This is a genomic window from Nitrospirota bacterium (assembly GCA_020851375.1).
Lineage (GTDB): Bacteria > Nitrospirota > 9FT-COMBO-42-15 > HDB-SIOI813 > HDB-SIOI813 > RBG-16-43-11.
The window spans coordinates 11,381-25,805 of record JADZCV010000019.1; the positions used below are offsets into that span (position 1 = coordinate 11,381).

Sequence of the window (14,425 nt, forward strand, 5' to 3'; positions counted from 1 at the left end):
TTCCTCCCCTTAACTACACGTTCAAAAAGAACGGCTCTACCTCACGTGAGGCCTCATCAACCCTTAAACCCTGCTCTGTTGATACAGGATCAGGGTCCTGCCTGTGGTTAAAGTCCACAACAATCTGTCCATCAGTGGGATCAATCTTGATCGCTGCACGCCACAGGAGCCTTGGTGACGGCCCTCCTAATACATTCCCTTCTATACTAAAAATGCTGCCATGACACGGGCAAAGGAACGCCTGTTTGTCCTGAAACCAGTTAGGGGTGCAGCCAAGATGCCTGCATATGGATATCATCACATAAATACCGCGTTCATTGCGGACTACCCATACCTGCCTCTCTTTCTTCCACTTCTCACTAAGTCCCTCAGGATAATCCGATGGCTTGCCTATTTTAAAGACCTTCTGAGTTTCGTACAGCACATTAGGGAAATAAAATTTATAGAAGCTGTATGCAGACCCGCCGAACGTAGCAGCAATCCCGCCCCACCCGACTAAAGAGAAAAAGTCCCTTCTTGTTATTGTCTCATCAATATCTTTCACTTATTCGAAACCTCTTCAAACTCCTCTATATATTCAAATATCTCCATAGTTACGGCGCCTGTAGGGCAGCGCTTGGCGCAATGCCCGCATCTTATGCACATATCTTCATCCTTTATCATTGCTGTGCCCATCTGTGCCACCGCAGCCCTGTCGCCAACAGCAAGCTCTTCCCATGAAATCTTATATCTTGCCTCAACCACCTTTCTTAAGTTTTCATCCCCGTCTATTTCCGTTACAGGGACCATCTTAAGACAGTACGTTGGACACACATCAACACACCCTCCGCAGAGTATGCACAGGTCACCATCAAATATTGTATTTATGTGACACTTCAGACATCTGATCCCCTGTTCTGTGGCTGCATCTTCTTTATATCCTATCTCAACAAGGTCTACGTTCTTCTTTCTTGCCCCCGCATCTATTGCCGGAGGCTCTTCCCTCTCAAGACGGTCATAGTCCCTGAACATCTTATAATCTTTTGGCCCTGCAACAGGGTGCATGATGCCCCTTCGCTTTATCCGGATACTTACGCCCCTAAGATATTCATCAATAGACCTTGCGGCCTTCTGTCCAGCAGCCACAGCAGTAATCAGGAGCTTAGGCCCATACGCCACATCACCTGTTGCAAAGATGCCGGGGACACTCGTTTTATAGTTATCAAGGTTAACCTTTAAAACGCCTGGCCTTACCTGTTCAATCCCGTCCTCTTGTTTTATAAATGAGAGATCTGCCCCCTGACCAACGGTAATGATCACCGTGTCGCACTCTATTACAGTCTCTGAGTTGGGAGCAAACTGCGGATTAAACCTCTTATTCTCATCAAACACACTTAAGCATTTTTGAACCTCAAGCCCTGTGACCCGGCCGTCTTTTCCAACTATCCTCTTAGGGCCAAAACCGTCGTGAAGGATGATACCTTCTTCTTCACCTTCCATTATCTCAACCGGATCAGCAGGCATTATACTTCTTGTCTCAAGACATGACATATGAACCTCTTTATCCGGCCCAAGTCTTACAGCAGACCTTGAGGCATCGTAGGCCACATTACCACCACCAATTACCACTATCTTTTTGCCGATCTCAGGCGGTCGCCCGTAATTACATGCCTTGATAAAATCCATCCCTATATGTACGCCTTTTAGATTCGTTCCTTCTATAGGCAGGGAGCGGCCATTCTGCAAACCTACTGCTATGAGAATCGCCTTATAACCCATATCTTTCAGATTAGCAAGCGTCAGGTCTTTTCCGACAGGCGTGTTGCACCGAATCTCAACACCCAAAGCCTCAATGGATGCAATTTCAGATTTGACAAGCTGTCTGGAAAGTCTGTAGTGGGGAATTCCAAAAACCATCATACCGCCCGGCTCTGGCTCTGACTCAAATACAGTGACTTTGTAGCCAAAGAGTGCCAGATCATGCGCAGCAGTGAGCCCTGCCGGCCCTGCGCCAATTATGGCTACCTTCTCTGCAGTTCCGGGTTTTAGAAGTTCTCTGCGGGTTTTTGAAAATCTGAGGACGCCGCGGGGATCGGCTACAGCCTCAACACCATACTTTTCTGTTACAAAACGCTTAAGGGCCCTTATTGATACGGACTCATCAATATTCCCCCTCCGGCATGCAGCTTCACACGGATGGCCGCATATGCGGCCGCAAACTGATGCAAAGGGATTGGGCCCCCTCGCAATTGCATAAGCCCTCTCATAATCGCCCTCGGCAATCGCCTGAACATAACCGCCAGAGTCAGTTCCAACCGGGCACGAGCTTCTGCATTTTACCTGTTCAGCAAAGTAGTCCACATCAGGGACTACCACCTTATACCTGCTCTTCAAATAAACCCCTCACAACCTGATTGTCTGCTACCAGGCCTCCTCATCATATTGAGATGGATTGATAAGATCTCGGACAGATATTACTCCAACTACCTTACCACTCTCTGTAACTGCAAGGTGTCTTACCTTCTTTTGATCCATGTAATCCCCTGCCTCAAATATTGTCTTATTGCTATCTATAGTCAGAAGAGGAGAGCTCATTATTCCTTTAACCAGATAACTGCTCCCATCCACCCCTTTTGCCACAACCTTTTTAACGATATCCCTTTCAGTCACGATTCCCGCTATCTCACCGCTTTCTTTATCCAGGACAAGGACACTTCCAACCTCTTTAGATTCCATGATCTTTGCGACCTCCTGAACGGTTATTTGCTTGTCCACAGTCACGAGACTTCTTGCCATCACCCTTTTCACAGGGATCATTAAAATGCCTCCTTTTAGGATCTGATTTGCGGGAATTCTAAATTATCATGTAAATATTATGCTTGTCAACTGGCTGGTATGATTTTTTATCAAAAAATTTTGAGGAATATGAATAAAATTACTAAAGAAAAAAGGACAGGTTTCCGAATTTACGAATTATAGACACAAAATAGCCTGTCTGCCTTTCAGGGAGGTGCAAAATGAGCCTTACAGTCCTTAAACAAAAGATCTTTGCGTTATACGACAGCTTTACAAATGATACCATTGATGCCTTCAAAATAGCTGAGGTAAAAAACCTGCTATGGGTGCTGAAACCTCTGAACAGAATAGGCAGGGAACAGATAGATATACTGTGGGAATTCTTCGGCCGCGACGTTGAGGAGAGAGCCACTGGCGGCAAGTGGAACCTGGAGCATCTACTGGAGAGAAAGGCCAATATTGACTCAGCACTGGATATTGTATTCGAGCTTGGCTGCGTAGCCTGAATCACACTAAAAGTATTGGCGCCCCCGAGACGAATTGAACGTCCGACAAACGGTTTAGGAAACCGCTGCTCTATCCGACTGAGCTACGGGGGCGGTGTTAGTCAGTCACTCATTGGAATCAAGGTACAAGAATATCAAGGGGTGACTTTCCATTTTAATCTCTTTAAACTGAACGCCAATGGCAAACATATTTTCCACCGGCTTTATCCATCTGATCATACCGGCAATTTCTTCGGATTCTTCACCGCTGACATTTTTAAAAAATACTGTCAGGACCAGCTCCGCATTGATCTCATATGGTTTCTGTGAATAGATGGCTGCTCCGCCTCTGCTTATATTAACTGCCTGGCAGCCAAGAGACGAAGCCTCACCATTTTTTCTTACATCAATCCTGCCTGTTAGTGAAACCCTTGTATGCTCCCTGCGCTCAGACAACCTCTTCCCTTCCTGACTTTTACCAGTCACAGGATTTGTACTATACTACAAGCAGACTCAGTTTTCAATATCAAATTATGATTCTAACCTGCCGGAAAGACAACAAAATTGTATTGACCATCCAATAAATCATCTGCTATCATTCAACTACCTGAAAGCAGGTAACGCATGGACAGGGGGAAAGACATTGAGACTCCCTACCGACACCGTGGATCTACAAGAGACAAGAGGATTGCAGATGGATGCAGGTACCTTGCAAAGCCATTTACCCCAACCGATGTAAAAAAACTGATTTCAGATTTCTTTGCATCTGATTACAGAGAGGGCGGGATTGCCTGAGAAAATCAAGGCCTTAATCAAGTCAGGTCCTCAGCCGGGTCTTGAAATGGCCTTTGTCAATATTCCCTCAGTCGGCGATGATGAGGTCTTGATAAAGCCAAAAGCAGTATCTGTCTGCGGCACTGACCTTCATATCTACAAATGGAACGACTGGGCGCAGATGCGCATCAAAAGGCTTCCTATGATCCTGGGACATGAGTTTGCCGGCGTGGTCACTGAGGTTGGACGTTCTGTAAAGAATGCTGCCGTTGGAGACTATGTGTCGGCAGACAGCCATGTCGTATGCGGCAGATGTCTTCAATGCAGGATAGGACAGCAGCATATCTGTAATAATCTTGAGATACTTGGAGTAGACAGGGATGGCTGTTTTGCAGAATACGTTGCAATGCCTGCAAGGGGGGTATGGAAAAATGACCCTGATGTACCCCCGGAGATTGCCTCAGTGCAGGACCCCCTCGGAAATGCCGTATATTGTACACTCGTTGAACCAGTCACAGGAAAATCTGTATTGATTATCGGCGACGGGCCGATAGGCCTTTTTTCCGCGGGCATAGCGCGTGTTTCCGGCGCAAGCTGGGTCGGGCTGATCGGCCACCACGCTTCACGGATGGATGTGGCACGGGAGATGGGCGCTGATTCCCTGTTTCACGGTGATGACACTGATCTGGAACAGAGGATTATGGATATTACAGGTGGAAACGGCACAGACATTGTCCTTGAAATGTCGGGCAGTGAAAAAGGACTCAAACAGGGACTGAGGCTGTTGAGAAAAGGGGGCAGGATTTCTCTGTTCGGACTTTTCCCGTCACCAGTACAGATAAACCTCACAAACCAGGTAATATTCAAAGGCATAACCATTTATGGGATAAATGGCCGTATTATATTTGATACATGGGAGCGAATGCACAATCTTTTAAAGTCAGGGAGGCTCGGTATATCGCCTGTCATTACCCACAAACTCGCTTTTGATGATTTTGAGAAGGCGTTCGCGCTGCTGATGGAAAGACCAAGGAAGGCGGTAAAGGTAGTGCTGATGATGTAGCCCCGACCTTTATAGTCGGCTTGCAGTGGGGGATGACCCCGCGCGCTACGTCATGGCTGGACAAGGAAGCATTTTCGGATTAGTAATGTACGCAAGATATAAGGAATACCTGGAAAATCAACTCAACGCTATCAGGGAGGACGGCCTCAGCAAGGATGAGCGCATCCTCTCATCCCCTCAGGGTATCTCCATTCAGGTCAGAGGCAGGCATGTCATTAACATGTGCGCCAATAATTACCTCGGCCTCTCAAATCATCCCGGCATCGTAGCTGCTGCCAAAACTGCCCTCGACACGTGGGGCTACGGAATGTCGTCAGTCCGTTTCATCTGCGGGACACAGGATATTCACAGGGAACTTGAGCAGAGGATCTCTTCATTCCTCGGAATGGAGGAGACAATCCTCTACACTTCATGCTTTGATGCCAATACAGGCCTGTTTGAAACCCTCCTCGGAGAACAGGACACAATAATAAGCGATGAATTAAACCACGCATCCATAATAGACGGAATCAGATTGTGCAAGGCAAAGCGACTTAAGTTCAGGCATATGGATATGAATGACCTTGAGGAAAAATTAAAAGAGGCCGCTGATTCAAGATTCAGGATGATTGCATCAGACGGCGTCTTTTCAATGGACGGTGATGTGGCGCCATTACGTGACATTTGCTCACTGGCGGAAAAATACGATTCGCTTGTGATGGTGGATGATTCACATGCTACTGGATTTTTTGGCCATGAAGGAAGGGGGTCACTGGAATATTGCGGCGTTGAGGGGAGGGTGGACATTATTACAAGTACGCTTGGCAAGGCTATGGGAGGCGCAACAGGCGGGTTCACCTGCAGCCGCCGGGAGATTGTCAGTATGCTACGGCAGAGATCAAGGCCATATCTCTTCTCAAACTCCCTCGCCCCTATGGTGGTCGCAGGGACTTTAGAGGCGCTTAACATAATAGAGGGGGGTACATCACTTCGTCATACGCTCATGGAGAACACCAGATCCTTCAGAACGGGGTTACTTGGTATGGGATTTAATATCAGAGAAGGCGTGCATCCGATTATTCCTGTTATGCTTGGAGACGCTAAGATGGCAACAGGCATGGCGTCTTCCCTGTTTGAAGAAGGGGTCTACGTGGCCGGGTTCAGCTATCCTGTTGTGCCAAAGGGGCAGGCCCGGATACGGGTACAGATATCCGCCGCCCATACCAGAGACAACCTTGATTTCGTCCTGGATAAATTCAGGAAGGTGGGAAAATCCCTTAACATCATTTAGAGCCAGCGGCGAAGGAGCCAGCCGGCTGATTCGCAGACTATTGAAGGCCAGGCACGGGCCGACCAGCGGTCTTCTGTCATCTCATCAGCATGAGACAGATCCTCAAGGAATTGATTCCGGAGTTTACGGCAAAGGACGCTGTCCCTTGTTATCATATTCAGTTCATAGTTGAGGAAGAAACTTCTGTAGTCGAAATTGGAAGACCCTACTGTGCCCCACGAACCATCAACAACAATGGTCTTGGCATGCATAAGCCCGGGCAGGTATTCGTAAATCCTTACCCCTGCCTCAAGGAGAGCTGAATAGAGACTGCGTCCCGCCCAGTGCGCCAATGGTATATTGGACTTTGCCGGCACCAGTATCCGGACATCCACCCCCCGGCCGGCTGAATTAATCAGCGACTTCATGGTCCTGTTATCAGGAACAAAATATGGCGTAGTCAGGTAGACAAAGCGCTTTGCACCGGTGAGCATGGAAGTAATAAAGCAGTTCAACAGATACCGGCACCCATCAGAATTGTTCGGAACAAGAACACTGGTGGAGGATCCGTTGTCCGGCATCTTCCAGTGAACTTTTCCGTCCCAGAAGGCATAAAACATCTCAGTAGCCTGCTGTGCAAGGGTATTTCCAAAACGAATATGTGCATCGCGCCATCTCTCCATGCCGACAATCGAACGGGAGCTCTGGCGGTGGATATTAAACCCGCCAAGGTATGCATCTGATTTGTCTACAATCAGAAGTTTCCTGTGATGGCGTCTGTTATACCTGAGCGGGTCAAACCATGACCACCTGTGAAACCATTTTACAGAAACATTATGCTCCCTTAAATATTTCTCAAACCTTCTGCCCCCCCTCAGCAGTGTGCCGGCAGAGTCAAGATGGAGAAGGACTTCCAACCCCTTGCCCGCCTTGTGAGCCAGTGCTTCCGCAAACGCCCACCCGACTTCATCATCAGCAAATATATAACTCTCAAGAAGAATATTTTCCCTGGCACTTGCAATTGAACCGAGCATAGCCTCATAGAGCAAATCGCCTTCTGTAAAAAGGTCGAAGGAATCACTTCCAGGCACCAATGACGGCAGACAGAGTTCAGGTTCAGAGTTGTAGCGTTGAATAAAGTCAACCTGTTTGTCTGAGGCAATACAATTGACTGGGTTCTTATTATACATTCGTAGTTCCAGGTCTATTTTTCAACAGTGTATTATTTAATAGCATCCCCCCACGGCTTGTCAAGGTTAGCCTCATATGGTATCGTAATTATAAGTCCCGGGGATTAGATGGAAAAACTGCATTATATCGGCCTGCTGTTTCTTAATTTCACTGTTCTGAACCTTATACTATCCCTCACATTCTTTGTAATATCTTATGGCTTAAAAAAGTCCGTTTCCTCCATATATATCAGGAGCAGGGTATTATTCATATCAATCATGGCTCCGCCGGTTGTCTCTTCTTTTATTCTTGTTACATCCTTTATCCCTCCTGTATTTGTCAAGCCTCATAACAGCCCAATGCCTTGTCTTAATGAGCCTTACTGCTACATTTTCTCTTTCCTCCCTGAATTCCCCATGTTCAGGGCTGCGCTTACTGCCGCTGTAATCCTTGTTCTTTTATCAGCTCTCTACTCAATAGTATCTTTGTACGGATATTTCAGGCTGCGGCGGCAAATAGGCCGGCTTGATAACCTGCTGGGGACAGAATTAAATTCTGTACCCAATGGCCTGATTCCCGGCGGGAGGTCTATTCAGCATATCAAGGTCATAGAAACACCACTCACGTTTAGTTTCGTCTGGGGATACCTGTCAGAGACGATCGTTATATCAACCGGCGCCTTGAAAGCCCTTTCTCCTGATGAACTAAAGTGTCTGTTTGCTCATGAGGCTTCACATTGCAGGAGAAGGGATAATATTCTTAAAGGGATGCTGTCGCTGTGCCGAAACACCCTCATTGCGTTCCCTCATGTTCATCTGCTGTGCAGATGGTGGAAGGAGGAGATAGAGTTGATTGGAGACGATGCCGCTGTGCTGATTACAGGAAAGCCGATGGACGTGGCATCAGCAATACTAAAGATGCAAGGGTCATCAGCGACTGGCCTGAACCGGAGTGTCTGGAGGTTTGCAACAGGCTTCACTGCGTCAGCAAACGCAAAACCTCTGACAAGGAGGATAGAAAGATTGATAGAACTCAACGATTCAATATCTGCAGATGGAAAAGGAAGTCACCCATTAATACCTTCTGAAGTCAGCATTCTTGCAGGCCTGACACTGATGTTCCCTCTGTTATTTGTCATGATATATGAGATTGACCCGCTAATGATCCACTGTTACCTGGAAAAACTTACCTCGGTGTTCTGATTATGGATGCAATCCTGAGCTACTTAAACGCAGCTGACTACATGCCGGAACTGTCCGGCAAGATTGCCCTCGTAAAATCTGACTTCAATGTCCCGATTTTAAGCGATATCTCCGGCACTTCAAAGGTTGCAGACCCATTCAGGATCCTTCAGGCAGCGCCATTTATCAGGGAATTGATAAATGCAGGGGTCATACCCGTTTTAGCAACACATTTGGGAAGGCCAAAGGGATACAACCCCTCACTGACCCTGGACCCCATAGCAGGACACATCTCCGAAGCCATCGGGAATGAGGTGGAGATTATCAGATTCGATCCTGAAACCAGGTCGTTTAATCCAAAACAGTTTAATGCGGACTACATCAAAGGGCTTTTTAGAAACGGTACCGTGTCCATGCTCGATAATATAAGGTTTCATACTGATGAGACGAAGAACCTTGACAGCCTGGCCAGGGCACTGGTTTCAGTGGTGGAAATAAGCATCCAGAACTCCTTCGGAACTGCCCACAGAAAAGAGACCACATCAAACAGGATACATGAGTTTATACCAGGGCTTGCAGGCAGTCTGCTCGTTGATGAGATTGAATCTCACGCAAAAACCAAACGTCCCGGCTCTCCCTATGTTGTCATAGTAGGGGGCGATAAGGTGGAGGACAGCCTGCAGCTCATGAGGTCAATAGTCAGGGCGGAAAAGACAACCCACTGGAGCAATATGTTCAATCCCGAGCTTAACCTTCAGATAGGTGAAAGGCTTGTGGACTATGTCCTTGTGGGAGGTCACCTCATGTATGCATTCGTATACGCACAATTAACCATGTTAAAAGATGAGGACCTCAGCGGACTGCCCGGAGATGTAAAAAAGGACCTGCGGGGTCTGCGGGAGGTACGGCTAAAGGGCTATGATGGCCCTGAAGATGGAGGTTATAAGTACAATACTGAAGAGATAAATCTCGCACAGGGGCTGCTGAGGTTATATAATAAATACCAGTTCAGAGATCCAAACCCGGCCGAAGGCAGACGCCTGATAGTGCCGGTAGATTATGCGGTAAAACGTGGTAACAATGTCTTAAGGTCTGTACAGCTCCATGAACTGCTTGATGATGATGAGATAGTGGACATTGGAGACCGGACAAAGGATATGTATACTGCTATAATAGAAAAGGCCCGCACCATAGTCTGGAACGGCCCCCTCGGCGCAGATGATGAAAAGTATACTGAAGGGACACGAAGGATTATCGCCTCTATTCATTCAAACAAAGAGGCTGTAAAAGAAATAGGCGGAGGCAGTACAAACTTCATGATATCTGCATATGAAAGGGAAAGCGGGCTTGGACTTGATATGGGGTTCAGGTCAACCGGTGGCGGATCTACTCTCTTAGAGACAGCTTACGACTCTCCGGTGACAATATCACTCATAATGAGTGCAAGAAAACTGCTTGAGGGTGGATACGGGATGCCATATGAGACATTGAGAAAGGCCGTCATCAGGCGTCAACTCTGATTTTGACTGATTCGTAAAAACCTGCTGCCCTATCTGTTGACCTTGTACTCCTCAAACCACGCCATCTGTATCGCCTCTAATATCCCTTCATTGGATTTCTTAGGGTCATCAGAGAAGTCAGGCAGGGAAATAATCATTGCATGCATATCTGTAAAGCGGATGGTCAGGGGGTCTATGCCTGGATATTTGTCGTATAGCTGTATACCTATTTCTTCTGAATCCTTCCAGCCAAGTTTCATGCGTAATTCTTACCTCCTGTCATTTTGAAGGTATCTCCACCACTACATCCCCGTAAACATGCGCCTGACAACCGAGACGCGAAGTAAGTGTCAGTCCGACAGCCTTATCAAGCATGTCATTTTCTTCATCTTCTGCCTCAGAGAGGTTGTTCATGCCATTCTTAACAATTACATGACATGTCGTGCATGCACAGTTACCGCCGCAATTATGATCAAGTTCAATATCATTCTCTAATGCAATATCGAGTATGGACTTCCCCTCTTCGGTTTCTATGGCAACGTTCTGAGGAAGGAAGGTAACTTTTACCTTCTTACGCTCCACTGCCCCGGTATTCTTATAGTCAGACAACTTAGTTTCCATTTTTCACATAAATGGGGTCAGATCTTGAATTTTGATATAAAAAGACCACACATCAAAATTCAAGACCTGACCCACGGGTTTAGCATTATGCTGAAAAAGATGTACCGCAGCCGCAGCTGCCTTTTGACTGCGGATTAACAAACTTGAATCCGCCTCCTGTCAGCCCGCTTGTATAATCTATTGTAGTGCCAAACAGGTAAAGGGAGCTCTTCATATCAATTATTATCTTGACCCCTTCCACCTCGTAGACCTGATCGTCTGCCCCTATTTCATTATCAAAATTGAGGGTATAAGTAAAGCCGGCACAACCCCCTCCTGTCACACCAACCCTTAGCCCGCCGCTTGTAATCTTATTCGTCTCCATAATCCTTTTAACTTCTTTTATTGCATTCTCGGTCAAAGTGACCGGTTGACCCGCAGTTGTTTCCATAATGCACTCCTTTCAAACAGACTTTTTATAATTGTTACTCGTCGCCTTTTTTGTTCTTATAATCTTCAATGGCCGCCTTTATAGCATCTTCAGCAAGTACCGAGCAGTGAATCTTTACAGGCGGCAACTGTAGTCTCTCTACAATCTCAGTATTCTTGATCTCCATCGCCTCATCCACTGTCTTGCCCTTTACCCACTCTGTCGCCAGGCTGGAGCTTGCTATGGCACTGCCACAGCCGAATGTCTTAAATTTTGCATCCACAATAACCCCATTGTCAATCTTTAACTGAAGTTTCATAACATCGCCGCACTCAGGGGCGCCTACTATTCCAGTTCCAACATCCTTCTCACCCTTTTCAAAGCTCCCCACGTTCCTCGGGTTATTATAATGGTCTATTACCTCATCACTGTATGGCATTTTAAAACACCCCCCTTAATCTTTCTTCCATTTAAATTGTTTCAGGTCAACTCCTGACCTGGCCATTTCATATAGCGGAGACATCTCCCTTAATCTGTTAACAGCCTCTATTACCCTTTTAATCACATAGTCCACCTCTTCCTCTGTGTTGAACCGGCCAAGCCCGAAGCGTATTGAGGAATGGGCGAGTTCAGAGCTGACACCCAGCGCCTGCAGTACATACGAGGGCTCCAGCGTTGCTGAAGTACATGCAGAACCTGAAGAAAGGGCAATCTCTCTCAGGCCCATGAGGAGCGACTCACCTTCAACATAGGCAAAACTGAGATTAAGATTTCCCGGCATCCTCCTGGTCAGATGACCATTAACGCTTACCTCGTCCAGAGATTCCATAATACCCTTCCGAAGCCTTTCCCTGAGAGTCAGAAGCCTTTTCGACTCTTCTCCCATGACCTCCATGGCAATCTCACATGCCTTTCCAAATCCTGCAATACCCGGGACATTAAGGGTGCCTGAGCGCATACCCCTTTCGTGCCCGCCCCCATCCATCATCGGTGAAAGTCTTACACGGGGATTTTTCCTCCTTACATAAAGCGCGCCAACCCCTTTTGGACCGTATAACTTATGCGCAGTGTATGACAGGAGGTCTATACTCATGGACTGTACATCAACCGGTATCTTTCCCACACCCTGGGTAGCATCGCAATGAAAAAGCACACCCCTGTCCCTGGCTATTTTGCCAATCTCTTCAACGGGCTGTATAACACCTATCTCATTATTAACCAGCATTACTGATATCAGCACTGTCCTGTCATTAATGGCCTTCCTCACGTCATCAGGGTTTACAAGTCCTTCCTTGTCAACTGGAAGAATCGTCACCTGCATACCGGATTTTTCAAGCCGTTTTACTGTATCAAGTACAGAGCGATGTTCAGTAGCCTGCGTGATTATATGGTTCCCCTTCTCTGCGTACATCTCTGCCACGCCCTTTAGCGCAAGGTTGTTTGATTCAGTAGCACCGCTCGTAAAGACGATTTCCCGTGATTCAGCGTTTATAATCCTCGCAAGCCGTTCCCGCGCTGCCTCAACCGCCTTGTCTGCATCCCAGCCGAAACTGTGATTACGACTCGCTGCATTGCCAAAATACGTGGTAAAGTACGGGAGCATCTCTTCGACGACCCCTGGATCAACCCTTGTGGTAGAGTGGTTGTCCATGTAGACAGGTAAATTCATGTATTCCTCCTTTTATACTGCCTTAAGCTCAAATTTTTCTATCAACTCTTCAAGGGTGGTGGTGTTCAGCATGTCCACTATCCTGTGCTCCAGTCTTTGCATTGGTGTCCGGATACTGCATTTGTCAAACTGATAACACTTGCTATTTTGTTCTTCCGAGCAATTCAATATGTTTATGTTCCCTTCCACCGCCTCGATAATCCGGGCAACAGTAATATCAGAAGGATTTGTACTCAGCGAGTAGCCACCCTTGGGCCCGCTAATGCTCGTTATCAACCCGCCTTTTACCATACGCTGAAGTATCTTTGCCAGCAGCTCCACAGGAATACTGTAAGCCTCTGCGATCTCCTTGGTATTGACAACGCGCTCGCCGTGATTCCATGCTATATAGGCTATTGCCATCAGACCATAATCTATCTTTTTTGTAAGTTTCAGCATGTCCGACCTAAATAGTATCCGACTAATTCAGTCGGATATAAATATAGCAACTATAAACATGGATGTCAAGGGATTTTCTATATGGAGGATCTTAGGTATATAAAACAAACATTAATTAAACTTCAGCAATACCTTAAGCACTCCCCTGGCTGCTGCATACTGAAATGCCCTGATTCCCTCTTCAATCGGGAAGACCCTGCTGACCAGCGGCCGAACATCAACGCTCTTTGCCTCCAGAGCCTTTATGGCAGGAGGGAACGGACCGCACCTGGAGCCAATAAGGGTCAGTTCATCAATCACCACCCTGTTCAGATCCACTGCTCCCCTCTCTGCAACCGTTGTCTTGATGATTATCCTGCCACGGGGCCTTACGATATTGAGAGCAGCCTCAAGGCCGGATGGGGAGCCGGTGGCATCCACAACAATATCAAAAACCCTTTCGTTGGCAGGCGGCTCCGGCGTCGTCCTGATTCCCCTATTCTCAAGGATAGAGAGCTTATCCCTGTGCCGGCCGGCCACGATCAACTCACACCCGCTGAGGGATAAAACCTGGGCAATGAGGAGGCCGAGTTTTCCGTCACCCAGCACACAGACCTTGTCCTCCGGTCTGATTTGCACCTGCTCCATGATTTCAAAAGCAGCAGCAAGGGGCTCTGCAAAAACCGCCTCTTCGTCAGAAACAGAATCCGGGATGATATGGAGATTGCTTACAGGAAGTATGAGATAGTCTGCTAAGGCGCCATTCCTGTTTAAGATCCCAAGGACAGAGCGATTGGGACAGTGGTTCTTAAGGCCGATCTGACAGTAGCTACAAGTTCCACAACTAACATTAATCTCGCCTGTCACCCGCTTGCCAACCAGACCATTATCCGGAGATTTTTCCACTACACCGGCAAACTCATGCCCTGGAATGCCGCTGAATCCCATGTATCCTCTAAGTATCTCGATATCAGTATTGCAAATCCCTGCACAACTGACCCTGATCAGCGCCTCATCTCCTGTAGGTACAGGCGCAGGATAGTCATTCAGATAGGAGAGACCGTTTTTAAATAACAGGGCACGCATAAGGATTATTAATTAGCAGTGCCAAAC

18 protein-coding genes and 1 tRNA gene are annotated in these 14,425 nt (G+C 47.1%); 6 read left to right on the forward strand and 13 right to left on the reverse strand.

The features are described from left to right. Positions 1-13 precede the first annotated feature (13 nt). From IT393_03750 to IT393_03760, 3 genes are read right to left on the reverse strand one after another with little or no spacing between them, the layout of a single operon-like run. On the reverse strand, positions 14-544 hold the full coding sequence (locus IT393_03750; protein MCC7201766.1) for a ubiquinol-cytochrome c reductase iron-sulfur subunit: 531 nt from the start codon (positions 542-544) through the stop codon (positions 14-16). Then, entirely contained in the window at positions 541-2,373 is a 1,833-nt protein-coding gene (locus tag IT393_03755; GenBank protein ID MCC7201767.1) for an FAD-dependent oxidoreductase, read from the reverse strand. The genes IT393_03750 and IT393_03755 overlap by 4 nt, the downstream gene beginning before the upstream one ends. Positions 2,374-2,400: 27 nt before the next feature. Beyond that, positions 2,401-2,796: a CBS domain-containing protein gene (locus IT393_03760; protein ID MCC7201768.1), complete on the reverse strand. Its 396-nt coding sequence runs from the start codon at positions 2,794-2,796 to the stop codon at positions 2,401-2,403. 200 nt (positions 2,797-2,996) lie between these two features. Between IT393_03760 and IT393_03765 the strand changes: the two genes are divergently transcribed. Beyond that, a complete protein-coding gene (locus tag IT393_03765; protein MCC7201769.1) occupies positions 2,997-3,281 on the forward strand; it encodes a hypothetical protein in 285 nt (94 codons plus the stop codon). 16 nt (positions 3,282-3,297) lie between these two features. Here IT393_03765 and IT393_03770 read toward each other — a convergent pair. Next, a tRNA-Arg gene (locus IT393_03770) sits at positions 3,298-3,374 on the reverse strand. A gap of 12 nt (positions 3,375-3,386) precedes the next feature. After that, positions 3,387-3,746: a PilZ domain-containing protein gene (locus tag IT393_03775; GenBank protein ID MCC7201770.1), complete on the reverse strand. Its 360-nt coding sequence runs from the start codon at positions 3,744-3,746 to the stop codon at positions 3,387-3,389. Between the two features lie 138 nt (positions 3,747-3,884). Here IT393_03775 and IT393_03780 point away from each other — a divergent pair, with 138 nt between their 5' ends. The 3 genes from IT393_03780 to kbl all read left to right on the forward strand — a co-directional run bounded on the left by IT393_03780 (position 3,885) and on the right by kbl (position 6,367). Continuing rightward, the gene (locus IT393_03780; protein ID MCC7201771.1) at positions 3,885-4,055 is read left to right on the forward strand and encodes a hypothetical protein; all 171 of its coding nucleotides are present in this window, start codon (positions 3,885-3,887) and stop codon (positions 4,053-4,055) included. Continuing rightward, positions 4,048-5,097: an L-threonine 3-dehydrogenase gene (gene tdh / locus IT393_03785; GenBank protein MCC7201772.1), complete on the forward strand. Its 1,050-nt coding sequence runs from the start codon at positions 4,048-4,050 to the stop codon at positions 5,095-5,097. The genes IT393_03780 and tdh overlap by 8 nt, the downstream gene beginning before the upstream one ends. 85 nt (positions 5,098-5,182) lie before the next feature. After that, on the forward strand, positions 5,183-6,367 hold the full coding sequence (gene kbl / locus IT393_03790) for a glycine C-acetyltransferase (protein MCC7201773.1): 1,185 nt from the start codon (positions 5,183-5,185) through the stop codon (positions 6,365-6,367). Here kbl and IT393_03795 read toward each other — a convergent pair. Continuing rightward, positions 6,364-7,536 carry a phosphatidylserine/phosphatidylglycerophosphate/cardiolipin synthase family protein gene (locus tag IT393_03795; protein ID MCC7201774.1) on the reverse strand — a complete coding sequence of 391 codons (1,173 nt, stop codon included), beginning with the start codon at positions 7,534-7,536 and terminating at the stop codon, positions 6,364-6,366. The two genes, kbl and IT393_03795, sit on opposite strands and share 4 nt — an antisense overlap. A gap of 108 nt (positions 7,537-7,644) precedes the next feature. Between IT393_03795 and IT393_03800 the strand changes: the two genes are divergently transcribed. Both IT393_03800 and IT393_03805 read left to right on the forward strand, forming a co-directional pair. Further along, positions 7,645-8,718: a M56 family metallopeptidase gene (locus tag IT393_03800; GenBank protein MCC7201775.1), complete on the forward strand. Its 1,074-nt coding sequence runs from the start codon at positions 7,645-7,647 to the stop codon at positions 8,716-8,718. A gap of 2 nt (positions 8,719-8,720) precedes the next feature. Continuing rightward, on the forward strand, positions 8,721-10,217 hold the full coding sequence (locus tag IT393_03805) for a phosphoglycerate kinase (GenBank protein MCC7201776.1): 1,497 nt from the start codon (positions 8,721-8,723) through the stop codon (positions 10,215-10,217). Positions 10,218-10,246: 29 nt separating this feature from the next. Here the strand turns inward: IT393_03805 and iscX are convergent, their stop codons facing one another. The 7 genes from iscX to IT393_03840 form a co-directional block, all read right to left on the reverse strand. Then, entirely contained in the window at positions 10,247-10,456 is a 210-nt protein-coding gene (gene iscX / locus IT393_03810) for a Fe-S cluster assembly protein IscX (GenBank protein MCC7201777.1), read from the reverse strand. Between the two features lie 19 nt (positions 10,457-10,475). Continuing rightward, the gene (locus IT393_03815) at positions 10,476-10,817 is read right to left on the reverse strand and encodes a 2Fe-2S iron-sulfur cluster binding domain-containing protein (GenBank protein MCC7201778.1); all 342 of its coding nucleotides are present in this window, start codon (positions 10,815-10,817) and stop codon (positions 10,476-10,478) included. A gap of 85 nt (positions 10,818-10,902) precedes the next feature. Beyond that, a complete protein-coding gene (locus tag IT393_03820) occupies positions 10,903-11,247 on the reverse strand; it encodes an iron-sulfur cluster assembly accessory protein (protein ID MCC7201779.1) in 345 nt (114 codons plus the stop codon). 34 nt (positions 11,248-11,281) lie between these two features. Continuing rightward, positions 11,282-11,665 (reverse strand): Fe-S cluster assembly scaffold IscU, encoded by a 384-nt coding sequence (gene iscU / locus IT393_03825; protein ID MCC7201780.1) that lies wholly within the window; start codon positions 11,663-11,665, stop codon positions 11,282-11,284. A gap of 15 nt (positions 11,666-11,680) precedes the next feature. Then, on the reverse strand, positions 11,681-12,895 hold the full coding sequence (locus tag IT393_03830) for an IscS subfamily cysteine desulfurase (GenBank protein MCC7201781.1): 1,215 nt from the start codon (positions 12,893-12,895) through the stop codon (positions 11,681-11,683). Between the two features lie 12 nt (positions 12,896-12,907). Next, a complete protein-coding gene (locus IT393_03835; GenBank protein ID MCC7201782.1) occupies positions 12,908-13,333 on the reverse strand; it encodes an Rrf2 family transcriptional regulator in 426 nt (141 codons plus the stop codon). A gap of 111 nt (positions 13,334-13,444) precedes the next feature. Next, on the reverse strand, positions 13,445-14,398 hold the full coding sequence (locus tag IT393_03840) for an alcohol dehydrogenase catalytic domain-containing protein (GenBank protein ID MCC7201783.1): 954 nt from the start codon (positions 14,396-14,398) through the stop codon (positions 13,445-13,447). Positions 14,399-14,425: the final 27 nt, after the last annotated feature.

Bases quoted from the DNA above. Each gene is read 5' to 3' on its own strand.
- iscX (MCC7201777.1), bottom strand. From the start codon at position 10,456: ATGAAACTTGGCTGGAAGGATTCAGAAGAAATAGGTATACAGCTATAC.
- IT393_03835 (MCC7201782.1), bottom strand. From the start codon at position 13,333: ATGCTGAAACTTACAAAAAAGATAGATTATGGTCTGATGGCAATAGCC.
- IT393_03840 (MCC7201783.1), bottom strand. From the start codon at position 14,398: ATGCGTGCCCTGTTATTTAAAAACGGTCTCTCCTATCTGAATGACTAT.
- IT393_03800 (MCC7201775.1), top strand. From the start codon at position 7,645: ATGGAAAAACTGCATTATATCGGCCTGCTGTTTCTTAATTTCACTGTT.
- IT393_03795 (MCC7201774.1), bottom strand. From the start codon at position 7,536: ATGTATAATAAGAACCCAGTCAATTGTATTGCCTCAGACAAACAGGTT.
- IT393_03830 (MCC7201781.1), bottom strand. From the start codon at position 12,895: ATGAATTTACCTGTCTACATGGACAACCACTCTACCACAAGGGTTGAT.
- IT393_03780 (MCC7201771.1), top strand. From the start codon at position 3,885: ATGGACAGGGGGAAAGACATTGAGACTCCCTACCGACACCGTGGATCT.
- IT393_03805 (MCC7201776.1), top strand. From the start codon at position 8,721: ATGGATGCAATCCTGAGCTACTTAAACGCAGCTGACTACATGCCGGAA.
- IT393_03760 (MCC7201768.1), bottom strand. From the start codon at position 2,796: ATGATCCCTGTGAAAAGGGTGATGGCAAGAAGTCTCGTGACTGTGGAC.
- IT393_03820 (MCC7201779.1), bottom strand. From the start codon at position 11,247: ATGGAAACAACTGCGGGTCAACCGGTCACTTTGACCGAGAATGCAATA.
- IT393_03765 (MCC7201769.1), top strand. From the start codon at position 2,997: ATGAGCCTTACAGTCCTTAAACAAAAGATCTTTGCGTTATACGACAGC.
- iscU (MCC7201780.1), bottom strand. From the start codon at position 11,665: ATGCCATACAGTGATGAGGTAATAGACCATTATAATAACCCGAGGAAC.
- kbl (MCC7201773.1), top strand. From the start codon at position 5,183: ATGTACGCAAGATATAAGGAATACCTGGAAAATCAACTCAACGCTATC.
- IT393_03815 (MCC7201778.1), bottom strand. From the start codon at position 10,817: ATGGAAACTAAGTTGTCTGACTATAAGAATACCGGGGCAGTGGAGCGT.